This window comes from Bacillus cereus group sp. MYBK220-1 (genome assembly GCF_051916445.1).
Taxonomy (GTDB): domain Bacteria; phylum Bacillota; class Bacilli; order Bacillales; family Bacillaceae_G; genus Bacillus_A; species Bacillus_A cereus.
On sequence record NZ_JBQAGQ010000002.1, the window covers coordinates 312,214 to 330,880 of the forward strand.

Below are 18,667 nucleotides of genomic sequence, written 5' to 3' on the forward strand. Positions count from 1 at the left end.
AGAACCACCTGAAGGGGGAGCCTTTAGGTGGTTTTTTCTCTTGACTAAAAATAAATAAAATGTGTTACAATGATGATAGAGTATTTAGTGTGAATTTTGCATAAAATAAAAAAGACAGAAGCCTGAGAAACTTCTGCCTTGTGTAACCTAACTTGCTATTGTGGTGGTAGTAGGTGCGGTTATAAGACAATTACATTAACGTTTTAGCCGAGAACCGCCCTTACCTTTTCCACGAAGCAGGGTGGTTCTCGCTTTTTTGTATACAGAAATTAGCCACGGACCGACGTATCTTCTACCGATGACAACGCCAGCTCCGGTTAGGATACCATACACTAATTTAATTACAAACATCGCGATCATATTATCACCTCCCCCCTTTTTCAAAATGGAAGAGATGATTGCCACACCTACTAGTTATAGCTTATTAAGTTACATTTTAATTGTATTATGTTTTAAAATAGGGAACAAGATATATGGATGAAAATTCCTGTTTTTAAGCAGAGCATTAGTGTCAGGGGACAAGAAGTAAATAAATATTCATAAAAAAACGGTATGGACATTACCATCCGTATTTTTTTATGTATTTATAAAACTTTTCCATACAGTGCGTCGTCTAATATATGGGAAGGAGGAAATGATGTGGATGAATTAACGATAGAAGCGTTTGAAATAGAAGATAAGGAGGACCTTATCGACGAAATAATGAACAAGTATGGACAAGAAGTCCTACAGCTTGTGTATTCATATGTGAATAATAAAGAGGTTGCGGAGGATGTAACGCAAGATATATTTGTGAAATGTTATAAATCTCTTCATACATACAAAGGGAAATCGAATGTGAAAACGTGGTTATGGAGAATTGCGATTAATCAATGTAAGGACTATATAAAAAGTTGGTATAACAAAAAGGTAATCGTTACAGAGGATGAATTTGCGTATATTGGGATTCAAAATGATAGTGTCGAACAAACTGTCATTCAAAATGCTGAGGATAGTAGGCTTGCTTCTGCAGTAATGAGTTTACCGATAAAATATCGAGAAGTCATTTATCTATTTTATTATGAAGAATTATCAATTAAAGAGATTGCTATGGTAATAGACGTAAAGGAAAATACGATAAAAACGAGACTGAAAAAAGCGAAGGAACTTTTGAAGGAAGGATTGGAGGAATAATCAAATGGAAGATCGATTAAAAGGCTTGCGAAAATCAATGGAGAACACAACGTTTAAACATTTGAGTTTTTCTGATCAACACCAGAAGCAGGTGCGCGAAAAAATTAAGCAATCGTCCGAAAAGGAAGAAGATATCCTTTTAGCAGTGTTACAACTTCTTATGAATGAAAAAACAGGTTATGAACTGATGCAGTTGCTAAGAGGGAGAGGGATTCAAAAATTCGAAGGTGATGAAGGGTCTCTATACACTTTATTACATCGTTTAGAACGGAATCGCTTTATCCAATCTAGCTGGGATCACGCAGGAGCTAAATATTATCAATTAAATGATAAAGGAAACAAGATGCTGCGAAAGGCAGAGAGGAATGCTACGAAGGCACGATTTATATTAAAAGGCTTAGTACAGGAGTGAGAAAAAATTGAACAAAAAAGGGGAGCGTTTTTTAAAAGAAGTTACGAACCATATTAAATCAAAAGAAGCGAAGGACTTAGTAGCAGCTGAACTAAATTTTCACTTGAAACAGGCGAAGAATATGTGGATGGATAAAGGATTAAGTGAGGAAGTTGCTGAAGATAAGGCTGTTGAACAAATGGGGAGTCCGATTAAACTTGGCCGGGAACTTAACAAACTTCATAAGCCAAAGGTGGATTGGTTCTTACTTATTTTATTAGTAGCTGCTATGGGGTTAGGGTTTTTACCAATAATCGCTCTTGGGCATACGAACGATTTACTAATGAACAAAGTAATTTTTGTAATTCTCGGCATTGCAACAGCTGTTGGGATGATGCTGCTTGATTACCGGAAGCTAGAAAGACTCGGGTGGCTGTTTTATACAATTGGAATACTTATCTTGTTAGCTATAAAATGTTTTCCGACTGGTTACGTGATTGGGGAAGCGATAATAAAAATTGGCCCCATCAAAATTGACTGTTTAATGACGATACCATTTTTCTTTTTAGCTTGGGCTTCGTTTTTCAATAATAGTAGGTTAAAGTTTATACATCTTCTCATGTTGTACGTATTTTCTTTATATTTATTTTCAACTATATCAATTCTTTTACCCATTTTCATCTACATTACGATGGTATTTGTTATGCTTTGGTGGAGTAAGTTAGGAAAGAAAACGGCATGGCTCATTACGATTTTACCTATTGTACCATTGATTATTAGGGATCTACTTTCCTGGTCTGCTGTAAAAGAATACCGTATGGCCAGAGTTTTAGGAATGTTAAACCCAGAGCATGATCTATGGTATTTACGTTTAAAAGAGGCGATGTCTTCAGCAGGTTGGTTTGGTACATATGAAAATATAAAGTCTATCCGTGCTGCCCATACTGATTTTGTATTTGCAAGTTTGACTTACTATTATGGATATGTACTTGCGCTAGTTCTTGTCGTGATTCTTTCTCTTTTTGCAGTAAGAATAATGAACATAGCTTATAAAATAAATGATGGTTATGGTAAATTGCTTCTCGTTGGCGGAGTGACTCTTTTTGTAATCCATTTTATTTGTAACGTTGGCATGACCCTCGGGATATTACCACGTGTTTCTATATCATTACCTTTTATTAGCTACGGATTGATACCAACTCTGTTTCATGCATTTATAATGGGAATTGTGTTAAGTGTATATCGACGTAAAGATATTCCTTTTAGAATGAGAAAAACACCTTGATGATTATCAAGGTGTTTTCGTTATAAGCTCAAAACTCTCCGAATCAGCCCCAAGCACAAAAGGACTAACCTCGCCAACGCTATAAAGGTGCAATTCATGCATTGCGCGCGTACAAGCAGTGTAGAACAATCTACGAACGCTCTCATCGCTGTACACATCTTTAGAAGCATCGTAAATAATAACAGCATCAAATTCGATACCTTTCGCTAAGTAAGCGGGGATCACGACAATGCCTTGCTCATACTCGGCTGAGTTACTTTTCACAAGTTTAATATTCTCGATATGATTAAGTGCTTCGTAGGCAGCGGCGCTTTCAGCTGCGGATTTACAGATGATTGCGATCGTATTGTGCTGCTCTGTTTGTAGTTCAGCAACTTTTGCAGTAATATGTTCGTGCAGTTCGTTGTGATTAGCTACTTTCGTCACTGTAGGTTTCGCGCCGTCACGTTCAAATGCATGAATGTTGTTGCCTTCTGGTACGAGAGCACGTGTAAATTCAATGATCGGTTTTGTTGAGCGGTAGCTACGAGTTAAGTTAATACCGTTCGTTTCATCTGGTCCGTATAAGCTAGTAAGTGTATTGAAATTCACTGTTTCACTCGCATGGGCAAATATCGCTTGGTTAAAGTCCCCGAGTACCGTCATTCTTGCAGCAGGGAAGAGACGTTTTAAAAACTCGAACTGAAACGGCGAGTAATCCTGTGCTTCGTCTACGAGTACGTGTTTAATCGATCTGTTCGTTTGGAAGCCTTCAATTAATTCTTTTAAAAGTAAAAATGGAGTCGCATCCTCGTAATATAGCTTTCCTTCATCAAGCATATTTACTGTTAATGAGCAAATATCATCCCACTCTTTCGGTTTTTCTCCAGTAACCCATGATGCATCTGTGAAAAGCTGTTTATATATACCTGTAAAATTGATAAAGCGCAATGTTTGAACGCCTTTACGAAGTGGCTTCATTTTTTTACGGACAATCATACGTCCAAGTACTCTTGTTTCTTTCTCAAAATCATTAAAGGAGTTATCGTCAAACTCGCCTTTTTTCTGTAAATATTTATAAGCCTTTTGATATTCATCTTTACTAAGTAGTTCGATTTCTTCTTCTACCCAAGGCTTTTTCAGTTCTGCTTTTTCAAGTGCATCTATTTGCTTATTTAGCCAATCCGTTAACTTCTCAATTCGGCTATGGAAGCGGAGAGAGGAGTCAGTATTATAAAATTGCTCTGTGATTTCTTTAGCTGAGGCAATTAGTTTCCCTCTAAATTTCATTCCTCTAAATAGCATGCCTGAAGATTCAAGAGATTGTCTGTACGCTCTAATCATCTCGAAAAATTGAGTAGATGCTTTAAATCGGATGCTAGCATTTCTCGTTTTATAGGTAGGGCTATTTGTTTCAGTTAGCATATATTCTAATTGCTCATAAGGGTCTTCAACGTCAAATGACTTGCTCAGTCTATGATTTAAATATTCTTGGAATGTCACTTGCTGCATATTTTCTTCACCGAGTTCAGGTAGTACGTTAGAAACGTAGCTATTGAACATAGAGTTAGGGGAGAAGAGAATAATTTGATCCGCTTTTAGCCATTCGCGATATTTATATAGTAAGTAGGCGATTCGCTGCAGGGCAGCTGACGTTTTACCACTACCAGCAGCTCCTTGCACGATAAGGAGTCGGCCTTCATCGTGACGAATAATTTCATTTTGTTCACGCTGAATTGTAGCGACGATACTTTGCATATGTTTGTTCGTACCTTTTCCGAGCGCTTGTTGCAAGATTTCATCGCCAATTGTAAGGCTCGTATCGAACATAGAATCAATCTCGCCATTTTGAATAATGTATTGTAATTTTTTCTCCACATTACCGTGGATTACGCCTCCTGGTGTACTGTACTCAGCTGGTCCTGGTGGATAATCGTAGTATACACTCGAAATAGGTGCGCGCCAGTCATATATAAGAAAGTTTTCTCCGCTAGCATCCGTAAGTGTAGCAACACCGATATAAATTTGATCCGCAGCAGATTCTCCTTCTTCTTTGAAATCAATTCGTCCAAAATAAGGTGCTTTATGCATGCGTCTTAATGCGGCAAGTCGATTAAAGGTATGCTTATGGGTAATTTGTGTGACAGCTAGTGACTGAGCTTGTTGTCTTAAGTTGATAACTGTTTCAAGATAATCATCAAAAGTATCCGTGTTCACTTTCACATCATCCCAAAAGTGTTTACGAATATTGATTACTTCTGCCCGGCGTCTGCCAGTTTCGTTTTCCAGTTTATCAATTTGCTCCGTAATTGTCTCGATTACGGTATCCAATCTTTTTTGCTCTAAATCAAGTTTTTTGTTCATACGGTAAGCACTCCTTTAAAAGTGAAAAATAGAGGTTGACTGAAGATGTGTTTTGGTGTACAATTAAAATACGGATAAATACGTTCCTTTCATTTTAGAAAACGTGTTTCTGTACTAATTTAACATAGTTTTTGAATTTAATCAATGATAATAAGATAAACCTTGGTTCTGCGTGGCGTGGATCAAGGTTTTTTTGTGTTTTTCTTTAAGGAAGAATCGCAATTTTATTGAGGAGAATGTAAGTAAAGCAAAGAAGAAAATCAGGAATAGGGGGATACTGATGCAAAAATATTTTGAGGAAGCACATCGTTTTTGTTCTCGTAATAGAAAGTACTTAGAAAAGGATGTTATATGTGGTTGTTTCTATTGTTTAGAAATTTTCCATCCAGAAAAAATTACAGAGTGGTGGGATGATGATAACACAGCAGTTTGTCCGCATTGCGGGATTGACTCTATTATAGGAGAAAGTTCTGGATTTAAAATTACAGAAATGTTTTTAAGTGAAATGCATAAAAGATGGTTTTAGTTAAACGAATGAAAAAATAAACTTTCATTAACGAAGAGGATACATAAAAAAGCTCGGGCCGAAGCCCAAGCTTTTTTTTACTTCATTATTTCTTTTCTTCTTTTTTATCGTCAGCTTTTTTCTCTTCGAAAAGATCTTTTAAATCTTTATCGTCAACTTTTACGTCAGCTTTTTTGATTTCTTTCATCATAAGATCGTTCATGAATTCGCCGTCTTGTGATTTCTTCTGAACGATTTCTTTTTTGATGTCAGCTTTAGATTGTTCGAATGATTTTTCTGGTTCTTTAATGTCTGTAACTTTAATGATGTGGTAACCGAATTGTGATTTCACAGGTTCGCTTACTTCATCTTTTTTCAGTTTATAAGCAGCATCTTCAAATTCTTTAACCATTTTACCAGGTCCGAAGAATCCTAAATCGCCACCTTTTTCTTTTGAACCAGTATCTTCAGAGTATTGTTTCGCTAACTCTTCGAAAGATTTACCTTGTCCAAGTTCTTCTTTTACCTTTTTCGCAGTAGCTTCATCTTTTACAAGAATGTGGCTTGCTTTAATTTCAGGCTTGTAGTTATCTTTTAATTCTTTATCAGTGATTGTTTTCTCGATAGCTTTTTCTTGAGCTAATGAAGCACGAACACCATTTTTGACAGTTTCTTCTTTAAGACCTTGTTGTTTTAATAGTGTATCGAATTGATCACCGACTTGCTTTTTCATTTCATCGAACCTTTTGTCTACTTCTTTGTCGTCTACTTTGTAGTTTTTAATAAGTACTTTTTCCATTACCATGTTATTTAGTGTTTGTTTACCAGTTTGTGAATTTTTCATTTGTTCGTAGAACTCTTCTTTTGTAATGTCACCAGCTTTAGATGTAACAATTTTGTCTGATGATGATGTTCCACAAGCTGATAGTGCGATTACACTTGTTGCGGCTAAGGCAAGCATAGCTTTCTTCATTCGATAAACACTCCTACTATTATGTATTTTTAATTTATCCTATACCAATGAATTTTAGTTCATAAGAGCCCGATTAAGTCTCACTGATACTTTTGCTTTTTATATTGGTAAAGCGCGCTTAACAGGGCTTACCGAGGCTGAGGATAAAGTTTTGATGAATGTTTTGTTCTATAGTATAAGCAATATGTACAAAATTTAATATATCATATTTCGAACCGTTTTCATATTGATAAAGAAAAATTAACCAGCACGTGTCAGATTTTGAAAGTGTGCCATATTGGGCGTATGTCGCATATACAGAATAGAGGAGGGGATGGGGATGAATTCTCAACTTATTTTATTACTTGTACTGTTTATTTTATTGGTTATTGTAGGTATAATTTGCTTATAGAGGAAAAAAGTGAGGAAGGGGCTTTCCTTCCTCACTTTCCATGAAATATAATTTCTATATAACTAGAAATTAATAAAATTGTTATACATACATTAATAACCCGAAAGACACCGGGCTGGCGGCTCGCAGCTATTTGTTTTCGTTCACACAGTGTATGTGTCATGAAATTCGTGTAAAATATAACAAGAAGTGCAAATGCGACAAAAACAACTGTTATAAGTGTCATGAGGCGAGACCTCCTTTTGGCTAAAATACATATACATATATTGTATCACACGATATTTTGTTCGTGTTACAAAATTCAGAAATAGAAGACTTTGTGTTAGAAAGTGAGGGAGAAAATGGACGTTGTTAGAAGATTAGAACAAGCTGAATACTATGTAGACCTACTATTTAAAATGATTGATGAAGAGAAGTGTCCATTTTATTCTTTAATCATAAAGAAAAAAGCTCGTAAAAAAGATATTGAACGTATACTAAATCTTTGTGAAAAACTGAACGAGCAATATGTAGTGGAGAAAGCAGAAGGGCTTCTTTTGTTCGATGCGCTGTTAGATCAATTTGAAAAAGCGCTTCCACATCAGCTCGAAGTACACGAAACTGCGGAAGCGCTAGCAAAACAAGGTTTATTTAAGCCGCTTATGAATGAATTCTTAAGCATGATTGCGAAAAAATAAATAGATTATTTCTTAACTAACTTTTGATCGGATTCTGTAAAGTTCTCTTCAATATCTTCTAATGATTTCTCAAAAATATCGATAAAGTCTTGTCCATAAATATTACGCAGGATTGCAATCAGTTCGATATTTTCTGGGAACTTCCCATAAAAATTACGAAGTGCAAGAGCCCCATTAAACACTGAATTATTTTCAGGATCATACTCCTCCATTAAGCGAAGTAGTAATTCTTCCCCTTTGTCTGTAATTTCAATGTACGTATTTCGTTTATCATCTTCCTTTTTTGAGAATACAAGATAGCCGCGTTCTTCTAGCTTTTTAGAGAAGTTAAACGCCGTTGATACGTGCATAACTCCAAACTTAGCAATCTCAGAAATAGAAGCCCCTTTTAAATGATAAGCGATTGTTAAAATATGATGTTCATTAATATTTAAATCGTAAGGTTTAATCCACTGCTGCCAATCTTTCTCTACACATTTCCATAACGCTTTCGATAATTGAGCAATGCGTTGGCTGAAAATCATCGCTTCTTTTACCGAGTAATCTTTTTCTCCACTTTTCATTTACTCACCCACTTTAACATTCTTTTTTCATTACTATCTATTATGCCAGTAAAATAAAAATTAATAAAGTCTTTTTGTGAGAATTGTGAAAATTTTTCGGAAAAATGACATTCTATACAAATCATGCATAACTATGGAAGCGTTTTATAAGTCATGAATACATACGTTGTCCTTACATGTTAAGTGATAACATATATTGTAAATGCATAAAAACACGGCATATCTATACGACATGCCGTGTCAAGGTCAATTTATATAAAAAATATTTGTTATATGCAAAAAACTAAGCAGGAATTTGTTTACGCTTTTTCTGGAACAGCTTCTTGTAGTTTCTCAATTGACTTTTGGATGTCCAAAATTTCTTTCTCAATATGGCGCTTGTTTTGAGAAATATCTTGCTTCCAGTTAGAAAGTGTATCGTGCATATCGTCTTTTAATTCTTGGAACACTTCTTTACCTTCTGAAGCAGTTTCAACGATTTGACGTTTTAATAATTTCGTATCAGCTGTAATATCAGCTAAAGTCTTTTTAATATCATTTCCTTTTTCTTTTAACTTGCCGCGCATGTCTTTACCAGAAGAAGGAGTTGAGAAAAGAACAGCTAGTCCAGCAACTGCTCCGCCGCAAATAACACCTGTAATAAAGGATTTAGCTTTTGACATAAAAGGAGGCCTCCTTATTTTTTGTTCGTATTCATGATGGAAAAATATGCATATCTTTTTTATATGTGCTATGCACAAACAATCATCCCTGAGCATTTTAAGTAAAGAAACAAGCCATGCGGAATTTGATGACTTCAGGGAAGTGGCTTGTTATGTATTACGCCTTCTTATAGTGTCATTATTTCACACTATTTGCAATTGTACTTGCGATGTTTTGTAAATTTTCCATAGTGTATTCATTTTGGTGTGATTTCCAAACAGCACCGAAACCATCTTTTTCACCGTAGCGTGGAATTAAATGAAGGTGGAAGTGGAACACAGTTTGTCCAGCTTTTTCACCGTTATTGTTAAGTAGGTTAAAGCCAACTGGATTAAACTCTGCTTTAATCGCATTTGCGATTTTTGGAACGACAGAAAAAATATGTGATGCGATTTCTGGCGTTAACGCAAAAATGTCTTGTTTGTGAACTTTCGGAATAACAAGAGTATGTCCTTTTGTTACTTGACTAATATCTAAAAATGCAAGCACATGTTCATCTTCGTATACTTTTGAGCAAGGGATTTGCCCGTCAATGATTTTACAAAAAATACAATTGTCTGCTGTATGATTCATTGATCTCATCCTTTCAAATATCCTTAGCCGTATTTTACCATAATTACATAAGAGAACAAACACGAAAAACAGGAAGCTGACTCAGCTTCCTGTTTTCTGAAGAGGGATTGAAAAAGCATTATCGTAATTTACGTTTCGCAGACACCTCATTTATTTAAGAAATGCACGGTAAATCGGCTAAAGTTTCTGCCGTAGACACCCCATTTTCAAGTGAAATGAATTGCAATCTTTTTTAAAATGAAATTGTTTATTTTTTAAAACAGTATATGCTCTTTCAGAGACACCCCGTTTCGAAAATGAAACAAATGATCTGGTTATGTGTAAATTTCATTGTCCAACTTGGACACCCCATTTCATGATGACTTCACTATGTTGTTGTACTCATCAATTGGTGGTTGCTTTTTCAATGTGTTCCTTCTTCAATAATTATGATGTCCGCTTTCGGGAAATTATATGCTAATAAATTTAAAAATTTTTTTTGAGTACATGGATACTATGTAGTACAGCATAATTTTTGGTAAGATGAATATAGAATGAATACTAATGAAGAAAGTGGTGTCGTATGAGCGAGTTATTGCGTGTAGAAAATGTTACAGGAGGATATACGAAACGACCTGTATTAAAAGACGTTTCGTTCTCTGTTAATAAAGGCGAACTTGTCGGCTTAATCGGTTTAAATGGAGCTGGTAAAAGTACGACGATTAAACATATTATCGGTTTAATGGAACCGAAAAAAGGAACTGTCACAATTAATGGGAAAACAATTCGTGATGATATGACAGCGTACCGTTCTAGCTTTTCATTTATTCCGGAAACGCCGGTATTATATGATGAATTAACGTTAGAAGAGCATTTGAAATTAACAGCTATGGCGTATGGCGTGGATGAAAAACAATATGAAGAACGTGTAGGACAACTACTACAAGAGTTTCGTATGAAAAATCGTTTAAAATGGTTTCCATCTCATTTCTCAAAAGGGATGAAACAAAAAGTAATGATTATGAGCGCATTTTTAGTGGAGCCATCTCTTTACATAGTAGATGAACCTTTCGTTGGATTAGACCCGTTAGCGATTCAATCCCTTCTTCAAATGATGGACCAAATGAAAAAGAGTGGTGCCGGTATTTTAATGAGCACACATATTTTAGCGACGGCAGAGCGTTATTGTGATTCGTTCATTATTTTGCATCAAGGTGAAGTAAGAGCGAAGGGAACTCTATCTGAACTGCAATCACAGTTTAATATGCCAGGTGCAACGTTAGATGATATTTACATTGCATTAACGAAGGAAGAAGATTATGAATAGCACAGCGTTATGGAAAGAACGATTTCGTCAATTTCTAAAAGAAGTTCGTACATATAGTAAATACGTATTTAATGATCATTTGAAATTTATTTTCGTGTTCATCATCGGTGCGGGAGCGTATTATTACCAGCAATGGTTACAAACGTTAACATCTTCGTTTCCAACTGCGCTCGTAATGGCAGTATTAATTGGACTCGTGTTAACGGCTGGATCCATTCAAACGTTATTAAAAGAAGCGGATCTCGTTTACTTACTGCCAGTTGAAGAAAAGTTAAAATCTTACTTCACAAAGGCATTTCTTTTTACATTTATGATTCAGTTATACATAATCGCAATCGTAGCAGCCGCGCTTGCTCCGTTATACTTCCAACAAATGAAGCAAACAGGAGCTGGCTACATATGGATCGTACTCGCATTTGTCATTGTAAAAGCGTGGAATTTATTTGTAGCGTGGGAAAAGTCATTTTTAACAGATCAAAATATACAAAGGGCTGATTGGTTTATTCGTTTTATCCTAAACGGTTTATTTGTATATTTCCTTGTAGAACGTACTTCAGTTCTTTTCATTGGTGGAATCGTCCTTCTCATGGTGTTATACCTTGCTATCATTCATCAAATGGTCAAAGGAAAGCCACTAAACTGGGAGTATTTAATTTCCGAAGAAGGTAAGAAGATGATGCTACTGTACCGCATTGCGAACATGTTCGTTGATGTACCAGCATTAAAAGAAAGAGTAGCCCGCAGAAAATGGCTAGATTTCATTCTGTCGATGATAGGCGAAAAGCGTACATATTTATACTTATATACGAGAACATTTTTAAGATCTGGTAATTATTTTGGATTATATGTGCGTCTGCTCGCTCTTGGCGGAGTAATTCTTTACTTCATTCCATTTTTATATGGACGATTTATCGTAAGCCTTATCTTCCTATACTTAATCGGTTATCAGCTATTAACTTTATGGAAACATCATCGCATGAAAATTTGGCTTGATTTGTATCCAGTAGGGGGAGAAGAGAAGAAGAAAGATTTTCTTGCTTTATTAAACGCGATTCTAATCATCGGAAGCGTAATCTTTACAGTTATATTTGCACTAGCAACGAAAGATTTCATGATGACAGGAATTTTACTTATCGTAAGCATATTATTTAGTATCGGTTTCGTTTACCAATACGGGGCGAAGCGCATTGAGCGTTTAAATTGAAAGGAATGAACCTATGATTACATACGAAGAGAAGGTTATAAAAGAATTGGAGCAGTGGAAAGCTACATTCATGAAAGATTCTTCTATGATGACACGGTTCTCCAAAAAAGTGCAGACGAAGGTGCAACAGCTCATTCCGGCGAAAGTACAAAAGGTACTAACAGAGACGATTCGTATGATGGTGCAAACGATTAGCGCCGGGTCAAACTTTATAAAGCCGAAGCTAAAAGAGACGACATGGTCACTGCAAAGACGTGACGATGAAGTTCGTAAAAAAATGGATGAGTACAAAAAAATAGCAGCGGCAGAAGGAGCAGGGACTGGAGCTGGTGGTATTCTCCTCGGTCTTGCTGACTTTCCGCTTTTACTTACAATTAAAATTAAATTTTTATTCGATGCAGCGACATTGTACGGATTTGATACGAGTAAACAAGAAGAGCGTCTTTTTATCCTTCATGTTTTCCAACTTGCCTTTTCAAGTGACGATCACAGAAAAGAAATATGGAAAGCAATCGAAACGTGGGATACAGAAAAAGAAAATCATATGGACTGGGAAAAGTTCCAAACAGAATACCGAGACTATATCGATTTAGCAAAAATGCTTCAGCTCGTCCCGGTAATCGGCGCCCCGGTCGGCGCATATGCGAACTATCAATTATTACAACGACTTGGAGAAGTGACGATGAATTGCTATCGTATGCGATTGCTGAATAGGGATTAAAAACAAGGCGTCCTACATATGTAATGTAGGACGCCTTTTCTTAGAAGCTAAGTCCGATATAGCTAATTCCAACTATAATCAATACGATAAAAAGTACAATGATTAATGAAAATCCGCTCTTACCAGCTTGTCCCGCTTCACCGCCGCCATTACCACCACTACCGCCATTACCACCAAGTCCCATATGATATCCTCCTTATTGTTATATGTTGCTTTTACTTTATAACTTTCTGTATTTTCCAATAAATACCTTCTGTAGTGCTAACTAAATTGAAAATCATTTCGTTTTGTTTTATAATTTACTTACCGACCGGTAAGTAAAAATAAGTGAGGTACAGTATGACGAAGAATTTACAAACATCGCAGAACATTGTAGAGGCATCATTTAAACTTATGGCAGAACACGGCATTGAGAAGATGAGTCTTTCCATGATTGCGAAAGAGGTAGGTATTTCAAAACCGGCTATTTACTATCATTTTTCTTCTAAAGAAGCGTTAGTTGATTTTTTATTTGAAGAGATTTTTTCTGATTATCATTTTACAAAGTACTTTAATGAAGAGCGGTATACGAAAGAAAACTTTGCAGAAAAGCTAATCGCAGATGGTTTACATATGCTCTCTGAGTATGAAGGGCAAGAAGGAATACTACGCGTTATCAATGAATTTATCGTAACTGCATCACGAAATGAAAAGTATCAGAAACGTTTATTTGAAATACAAGAGGATTTTTTGCATGGTTTCCACGATTTATTGAAGAAAGGCGCGAGACTGGGCGTTGTGTCACAACATGAAACGGAAGAAAATGCTCATACGCTAGCGCTTGTGATCGATAATATGAGCAACTATATGCTCATGGGATTCCATTTAAAGTATAAAGAAATTTGGATTCGAAATGTGAAAAACGTCATGAAGGAGGAGTAAAGATGAAAATGCAAAAAAACTGGTGGCTCGGTTTTCTTGGATTTATTGGGATTTATAAAATACCAGGTATGATTGAAGCTTTTCAAGCGGATGGAAGTTGGATGAAGTTAATCGGTTTCATTTGGTTACTTTGGTTCGGATATTTTATTCCTGAGAAGAAAGAAGATTAAATTTCAATTTTCTGTAAAGTTATGTAAAATGTAGATTAAGAGTATTCATATATTAGATTACTAGATTTGGAGTGGTTACATGGATTCATTGAAAAATGAAATTCACCCTGACATGGTCAAGGTGTGGAAAGCGCGTTCTTTAATTGAGCTAGGAATCAGTATTATAGTCATTTTTGCATATCTTTTCTTTATGATTAAGTTTAATTGGTGGGCTTGGATTTTCTATGTGCTCATCGGATTAACAATCGTATATACACCGTTTGATTACTTTACGTTTCCGAAACTACGTCAACGTTATTACAGCTACCAACTAAATGAAGAAGAACTTGAAATTCAGCATGGCCTTTTCGTTGTTAAGCGTGTATTAGTGCCGATGATTCGTGTACAGCACGTAACGATTGAACAAGGACCAATTATGAGAAAATATGGCTTAGCAGAATTACACATTTCAACAGCAGCAACTTCTCATAGCATCCCAGGTTTAACGATGTATGAAGCTGAAATGTTGAAAACGAAAATAGCAGAATTAGCGAAAGTGAGTGATGAGGATGTATAAAAGGCAGCATCCAATCACGATGTTATTAGAGTTAAAAATAACAGACTTTATACCACTCATTATTTTCATGTTTAGCTTAAACGGAAAGTTCCCGTTTTGGTATTTAATTCCCGCTGCATTTGGTTTACTCACCGTTTTTTCAGCGTTTGAAAAATGGTATTACACAACATACTGGGTTGAAAATAACGTATTACATGTGAAACAAGGTCTCTTTGTGAAAAAGGAGAGCTACTTAAATAAAGAACGTGTTCAAACGATTAATACAAGTTCTAACGTACTATATCAAATGCTCGGTTTGAAAAAAATTCAGATTGAAACAGCTGGCGGGGGCGATGAAGCAGAAGTTAGCTTAGCTGGAATTACGGCAGAAGAAGCGGCGGAGCTTATTACTTTGCTAAATGAGCCAACTCCAGAAGTGAAAGCAGAAAAAACGTTAGACGAAGCAGCAGAAAATGTAGTAGAAAAAGCAATTGTTACAGAGGAAAAACAAACGACAGAATATAAATTAACTTGGAAAGAGATTTTATTAGCATCTGTTACATCTGGTCAATTTGGACTATTATTCTCTTTAATCTTTTTCGTCTATCACCAAGTAGATGAGTACATTCCGAAATGGATAGAGAATGGCGTAAAGTCGTATGTAATGGAACATGATATATATGGCTGGATTTTCATGGTAGCCATGTTACTCGTTCTTTCTTGGATTATATCTACAATCGGTTACGCGTTAAAACATGGCGATTTCACAGTGAATCGAAGAAATGACGAAGTTCGCATTTCGCAAGGATTACTTGAGAAAAAAGAGCTCGTACTAAAATTGCATCGTATTCAAGGTATTACGATAAAAGAAAGTATTTTACGCCAACCGTTCGGTTATTGTGCTGTGCAAGTAGAAGTCATTCAAAGTAAGGGAACGGGTGACGAAAAAGAAAAAGTTACACTGCATCCTATCATTCGAAAAGATCGAGTGCAACAGTTACTCGCGTATTTACAATTACCATACGAACTGAATGCAAATATTACTTCGTTACCAAAAGCAGCATTGCGCCGCTATCTCATTGATAGTTTCATCTTTTTCGCTATGCTCGCAATCCCGCTTACTGGAATAGGCATATACTTTGAAAAGTATTACATCATGTGGGCATTACTACCGCTCGCAATCCTTATCTTTACACTTGGATACGCAACATTTAAAACAAATGGTTACAGTGTTAACGGAGAACAAATTACACTTGTCTATCGTAGCGTCGGAAAATATACAGGACTTATTAGAAGAAGACACGTCCAATCAATGGAGAAGACACAATCATATTTCCAGCGCCGTGCGGATTTATGTACGTATAAGTTTTCGAGTGCATCATCTAGTTATAAAATAGAGCATACGAGAGTAGAAGATGCGGAGAGAATGCAGGATTGGTATAAGAATAAAATAAATGAGATGTAACTTGAGAAAGCTTGCCTATTATGAAAGGCAGGCTTTTTTGTTATAGGGAAAAGAGTCGTTTAATCCATATATTAGTACAACTACAGCACACATGTATCAATACGTATGAAAAAAGGTAATATGCTTCTGTTTTAGGAAAATATGTGGGATTTTTGATATAAATGGTATAATAAAATGGAAATAGTATTAGGAGGTTATATATGATAAGTCAGTTGAAAAGAGAAGCACTTGATGCATTAAAAGGAAGATGGGGACTAGCGGTAGGGGCAACCTTATTAATTGGAATCCTTATTGGAGCTGTTGAAATGCTAACAACAGGTATTTTCTCGATATTTTGGGGTTGGGAAGAAGCAAGTGATTCACTTACAGTAAGTATTATAGTAATGCTTGTTATTGGTCCATTAACAATAGGTGCCTATTATCTTGTTTTAAATGCAATTCGTGGGACTGATGCTCGCATTGGTCATATATTTAGATGGTTTAGCGATGGAAGTAAGTTGATGAAGTCGTTTTTAACATATTTACTAATGTATGTATACTTGACTCTATGGACATTACTTCTTATTATTCCAGGTATTATTAAATCATTTTCTTATTCTATGACATATTTTATTTTGAATGATCATCCAGAATATACAGCGAATCAAGCGATTACTGAGAGTCGTCATATGATGAATGGACATAAAATGGATTACTTTTTACTATGCTTAAGTTTCTTAGGTTGGTTCATTTTAAGTATTCTTACTGTAGGAATCGGTTTCTTATGGTTAGCACCTTATTTCTACGCGACATCAGCCGCATTTTATGAAGAGATTTCAAAAGAATATTATAGAAAAGAAGGCACTACTTTCTAATAAAACATATAAACTATCTACCCTAAAGAATGTAGGGAGCAGATAGCAGATGGTTTAGGTGTTTTGATATTTGTCCTATTTTCGGGATTCACTTCAGGATAAGGTATAGATTTTTATATAGAAATGCTACCCTCTATGTTTTATCATAGAGGGTTATTTTTTTATGTAAAAATGATAGGAAATAATGAATAATATATGTAAAGAAAAAAGCGAGGTGAATGAGAGTGAGCAAATTTTTAATACCGTATTCATTTTCTATATTAAGTTTCTTTATTTCAGCAACAGCACTTGATTTATATGATAGGATGGGAAACGATAGTGAGCTGGTTTCGCCGAACATAATTGGAAAGATAATTCAATCTACTGCGCAAATGGGAGTCCTTACATTGTATTTCGGAGTACCTATTATTCTAGGTGGCTGTCTACTTGGTGAGCTATTGTTTAGAGGTATCATTTTACGATTTAAACTAAGCTATATTATATCTTTATTATTATATCTATTTTTAGCTTTTAGTATTGTTTTCGTAACCGTAGGCATTCCAACTACATATGAAGATTCTAATACATTTTTCATGGGGATAACTATGATTTGTGCTGTTACATTCTTTGTGAGTCGGAATATATGGGAAAACAAGTTAATAATGGAGTGACAAAATGAAATACACCTGTCCATGTTGCGGATATAAAGTTTCACTTTATTGGATCAGTTAGAAAACCGACTAGTGAAGATGTGAAGGATGCTAGTTGGCAGCGAATTTGTTAAGTAGAATGTTATTACTCAATTTAATGGGAGTAATAACATTTTTTATTTAGTACTGAAAGAATTACTGCTGTCTTAAAGTAATAAGAAGGAATAAATCGGTAAATTTTATTAATGGATATATTTTCAATAAATACAAAAGTATAGATGTATAGTCAGCTTTGTGTATTTAATGTTATCATATTGAATGATATGGAAATTTTTAATAGAATAAGTAACTAAAAATTCAAAGGTAATGAAGCTTTTGTTGTATAAAGAAAATACTTAGTAGTAATCAACAATATTAAAAATAAGATTCGTATTTATATAAATTTAGTAGAAATGGGGTTTTAAAAAGGAATGAGTATAAGCATAACGCGGCAAAAGATTTTGGCGGCCGCTTCTCAAATTGTGCAATGTAAAGGGGTTGCTAAATTAACCTTAGAAGCAGTGGCAAAAGAGGCGGGTGTAAGTAAAGGTGGATTATTGTATCACTTTTCAAATAAAGAAGCTTTAATAGAAGGTATGATAGTCAGAGGGGTAGAGGATTATGAGGGAGCCATTTACAATAAAGTAGCGGAAGACGCAGAGAAGAAAGGGAGATGGGTTCGCTCTTTTGTAGAGGAAAGATTAAATAATGAGAGAAGAACAGAAGAGTTATCTAGTAGTATGATGGCAGCATTCATGTTAAAACCTGAATTACTTGAGCCATTACAACAATCATTTCAGCAACTGCAAAAGAATATAGAAAACGATGAGATAGATGCAGTTTGTGCAACAATTATTAGATTAGCAGCAGATGGATTATGGTATTCGGAATATTTAGGGGTTGGAAGACTAAGCCCTGAGTTAAGAGAAAAAGTGATTCAAGCTCTTATTAGGAATTCATATAAATAGAATATACGAACTATAGAATGTAAAAATAATTCACCGTTGCTTCTTTAATGTAGTGGTGAATTATTTTTTTTATTAGAAAAATAGAACAATTTTATAGAGTATTGAATTATAACCGTCCAGACGGTATAGTAATATTTGGTTTAAGAGGAAAATGAAACAAAAAAAGAATAAAAGATATTTTTAGCACACTATTCGAAAGGATAGGCCGCAAAGCTTAGAGTCTACGGTAATACATATTGGTTACTAAGATCGTCTGGTTGCACATTTTTGATGCAACCG

The 18,667-nt window shown here is 35.3% G+C and carries 23 protein-coding genes and 1 riboswitch; of the genes, 15 read left to right on the forward strand and 8 right to left on the reverse strand.

The features are described from left to right. Positions 1-195: 195 nt before the first annotated feature. On the reverse strand, positions 196-360 hold the full coding sequence (locus ACTFRU_RS08495; protein ID WP_000561154.1) for a hypothetical protein: 165 nt from the start codon (positions 358-360) through the stop codon (positions 196-198). A gap of 279 nt (positions 361-639) precedes the next feature. Between ACTFRU_RS08495 and ACTFRU_RS08500 the strand changes: the two genes are divergently transcribed. The 3 genes from ACTFRU_RS08500 to ACTFRU_RS08510 are packed head-to-tail and all read left to right on the forward strand — an operon-like array spanning position 640 to position 2,849. After that, positions 640-1,173, forward strand: a complete 534-nt coding sequence (locus ACTFRU_RS08500) for a sigma-70 family RNA polymerase sigma factor (RefSeq protein WP_102956738.1) — start codon at positions 640-642, stop codon at positions 1,171-1,173. Between the two features lie 4 nt (positions 1,174-1,177). Next, the gene (locus tag ACTFRU_RS08505) at positions 1,178-1,585 is read left to right on the forward strand and encodes a PadR family transcriptional regulator (protein ID WP_440037600.1); all 408 of its coding nucleotides are present in this window, start codon (positions 1,178-1,180) and stop codon (positions 1,583-1,585) included. Positions 1,586-1,592: 7 nt separating this feature from the next. Beyond that, positions 1,593-2,849, forward strand: a complete 1,257-nt coding sequence (locus ACTFRU_RS08510) for an FtsW/RodA/SpoVE family cell cycle protein (RefSeq protein ID WP_016122057.1) — start codon at positions 1,593-1,595, stop codon at positions 2,847-2,849. Positions 2,850-2,855: 6 nt separating this feature from the next. Here the strand turns inward: ACTFRU_RS08510 and helD are convergent, their stop codons facing one another. Continuing rightward, the gene (gene helD / locus ACTFRU_RS08515; RefSeq protein ID WP_290102220.1) at positions 2,856-5,192 is read right to left on the reverse strand and encodes an RNA polymerase recycling motor HelD; all 2,337 of its coding nucleotides are present in this window, start codon (positions 5,190-5,192) and stop codon (positions 2,856-2,858) included. A gap of 280 nt (positions 5,193-5,472) precedes the next feature. Here helD and ACTFRU_RS08520 point away from each other — a divergent pair, with 280 nt between their 5' ends. After that, positions 5,473-5,718: a cytoplasmic protein gene (locus tag ACTFRU_RS08520; protein ID WP_290102221.1), complete on the forward strand. Its 246-nt coding sequence runs from the start codon at positions 5,473-5,475 to the stop codon at positions 5,716-5,718. 85 nt (positions 5,719-5,803) lie between these two features. On the opposite strand, the gene prsA is transcribed toward ACTFRU_RS08520, so the two are convergent. Both prsA and ACTFRU_RS08530 read right to left on the reverse strand, forming a co-directional pair. Continuing rightward, positions 5,804-6,670, reverse strand: a complete 867-nt coding sequence (gene prsA / locus ACTFRU_RS08525) for a peptidylprolyl isomerase PrsA (RefSeq protein WP_061456898.1) — start codon at positions 6,668-6,670, stop codon at positions 5,804-5,806. Between the two features lie 422 nt (positions 6,671-7,092). Continuing rightward, positions 7,093-7,287, reverse strand: a complete 195-nt coding sequence (locus tag ACTFRU_RS08530; protein WP_000172690.1) for a hypothetical protein — start codon at positions 7,285-7,287, stop codon at positions 7,093-7,095. 115 nt (positions 7,288-7,402) lie between these two features. Here ACTFRU_RS08530 and ACTFRU_RS08535 point away from each other — a divergent pair, with 115 nt between their 5' ends. Beyond that, positions 7,403-7,738 carry a DUF1878 family protein gene (locus ACTFRU_RS08535; protein WP_000383655.1) on the forward strand — a complete coding sequence of 112 codons (336 nt, stop codon included), beginning with the start codon at positions 7,403-7,405 and terminating at the stop codon, positions 7,736-7,738. Positions 7,739-7,743: 5 nt separating this feature from the next. Here ACTFRU_RS08535 and ACTFRU_RS08540 read toward each other — a convergent pair whose 3' ends face one another. From ACTFRU_RS08540 to ACTFRU_RS08550, 3 genes are all read right to left on the reverse strand, one after another. Beyond that, on the reverse strand, positions 7,744-8,301 hold the full coding sequence (locus tag ACTFRU_RS08540) for an HTH-type transcriptional regulator Hpr (protein ID WP_000834924.1): 558 nt from the start codon (positions 8,299-8,301) through the stop codon (positions 7,744-7,746). Positions 8,302-8,600: 299 nt separating this feature from the next. After that, a complete protein-coding gene (locus ACTFRU_RS08545; RefSeq protein ID WP_000030300.1) occupies positions 8,601-8,963 on the reverse strand; it encodes a YtxH domain-containing protein in 363 nt (120 codons plus the stop codon). Between the two features lie 178 nt (positions 8,964-9,141). Then, a complete protein-coding gene (locus ACTFRU_RS08550) occupies positions 9,142-9,576 on the reverse strand; it encodes an HIT family protein (protein ID WP_001016835.1) in 435 nt (144 codons plus the stop codon). 562 nt (positions 9,577-10,138) lie between these two features. Here ACTFRU_RS08550 and ecsA point away from each other — a divergent pair. Genes ecsA through ecsC form a run of 3 tightly spaced genes read left to right on the forward strand, consistent with a single transcriptional unit; the run spans position 10,139 to position 12,807 of the window. Beyond that, positions 10,139-10,882 (forward strand): ABC transporter ATP-binding protein EcsA, encoded by a 744-nt coding sequence (ecsA, locus tag ACTFRU_RS08555; protein WP_001292603.1) that lies wholly within the window; start codon positions 10,139-10,141, stop codon positions 10,880-10,882. Then, positions 10,875-12,086 (forward strand): ABC transporter permease EcsB, encoded by a 1,212-nt coding sequence (ecsB, locus tag ACTFRU_RS08560; RefSeq protein WP_290102222.1) that lies wholly within the window; start codon positions 10,875-10,877, stop codon positions 12,084-12,086. The genes ecsA and ecsB overlap by 8 nt, the downstream gene beginning before the upstream one ends. Positions 12,087-12,099: 13 nt before the next feature. Further along, positions 12,100-12,807 carry an ecs operon protein EcsC gene (gene ecsC / locus ACTFRU_RS08565; protein WP_000634142.1) on the forward strand — a complete coding sequence of 236 codons (708 nt, stop codon included), beginning with the start codon at positions 12,100-12,102 and terminating at the stop codon, positions 12,805-12,807. A gap of 40 nt (positions 12,808-12,847) precedes the next feature. On the opposite strand, the gene ACTFRU_RS08570 is transcribed toward ecsC, so the two are convergent. Further along, positions 12,848-12,991 carry a YjcZ family sporulation protein gene (locus ACTFRU_RS08570; RefSeq protein WP_000522759.1) on the reverse strand — a complete coding sequence of 48 codons (144 nt, stop codon included), beginning with the start codon at positions 12,989-12,991 and terminating at the stop codon, positions 12,848-12,850. Positions 12,992-13,146: 155 nt separating this feature from the next. Here ACTFRU_RS08570 and ACTFRU_RS08575 point away from each other — a divergent pair, with 155 nt between their 5' ends. The 7 genes from ACTFRU_RS08575 (at position 13,147) to ACTFRU_RS08605 (ending at position 18,388) form a co-directional block, all read left to right on the forward strand. Next, on the forward strand, positions 13,147-13,728 hold the full coding sequence (locus ACTFRU_RS08575; protein WP_000164837.1) for a TetR/AcrR family transcriptional regulator: 582 nt from the start codon (positions 13,147-13,149) through the stop codon (positions 13,726-13,728). 2 nt (positions 13,729-13,730) lie between these two features. After that, the gene (locus ACTFRU_RS08580) at positions 13,731-13,898 is read left to right on the forward strand and encodes a hypothetical protein (protein WP_000783808.1); all 168 of its coding nucleotides are present in this window, start codon (positions 13,731-13,733) and stop codon (positions 13,896-13,898) included. Positions 13,899-13,977: 79 nt separating this feature from the next. After that, positions 13,978-14,454, forward strand: coding sequence for a PH domain-containing protein (locus ACTFRU_RS08585; RefSeq protein WP_000377670.1), 477 nt, complete (start codon positions 13,978-13,980; stop codon positions 14,452-14,454). Next, a complete protein-coding gene (locus ACTFRU_RS08590) occupies positions 14,447-15,898 on the forward strand; it encodes a PH domain-containing protein (protein ID WP_440037601.1) in 1,452 nt (483 codons plus the stop codon). Before ACTFRU_RS08585 ends, ACTFRU_RS08590 begins: the two co-directional genes overlap by 8 nt. A gap of 200 nt (positions 15,899-16,098) precedes the next feature. Beyond that, complete coding sequence (locus ACTFRU_RS08595) at positions 16,099-16,752, forward strand: DUF975 family protein (protein WP_000625401.1); 654 nt, start codon at positions 16,099-16,101, stop codon at positions 16,750-16,752. Positions 16,753-16,976: 224 nt separating this feature from the next. Next, positions 16,977-17,402, forward strand: coding sequence for a hypothetical protein (locus ACTFRU_RS08600; protein ID WP_002098741.1), 426 nt, complete (start codon positions 16,977-16,979; stop codon positions 17,400-17,402). A 449-nt stretch (positions 17,403-17,851) separates the two neighbouring features. Further along, the gene (locus ACTFRU_RS08605) at positions 17,852-18,388 is read left to right on the forward strand and encodes a TetR/AcrR family transcriptional regulator (protein WP_000028016.1); all 537 of its coding nucleotides are present in this window, start codon (positions 17,852-17,854) and stop codon (positions 18,386-18,388) included. A 172-nt stretch (positions 18,389-18,560) separates the two neighbouring features. Continuing rightward, positions 18,561-18,653: riboswitch (cyclic di-GMP riboswitch) on the forward strand. Positions 18,654-18,667 lie beyond the last annotated feature (14 nt).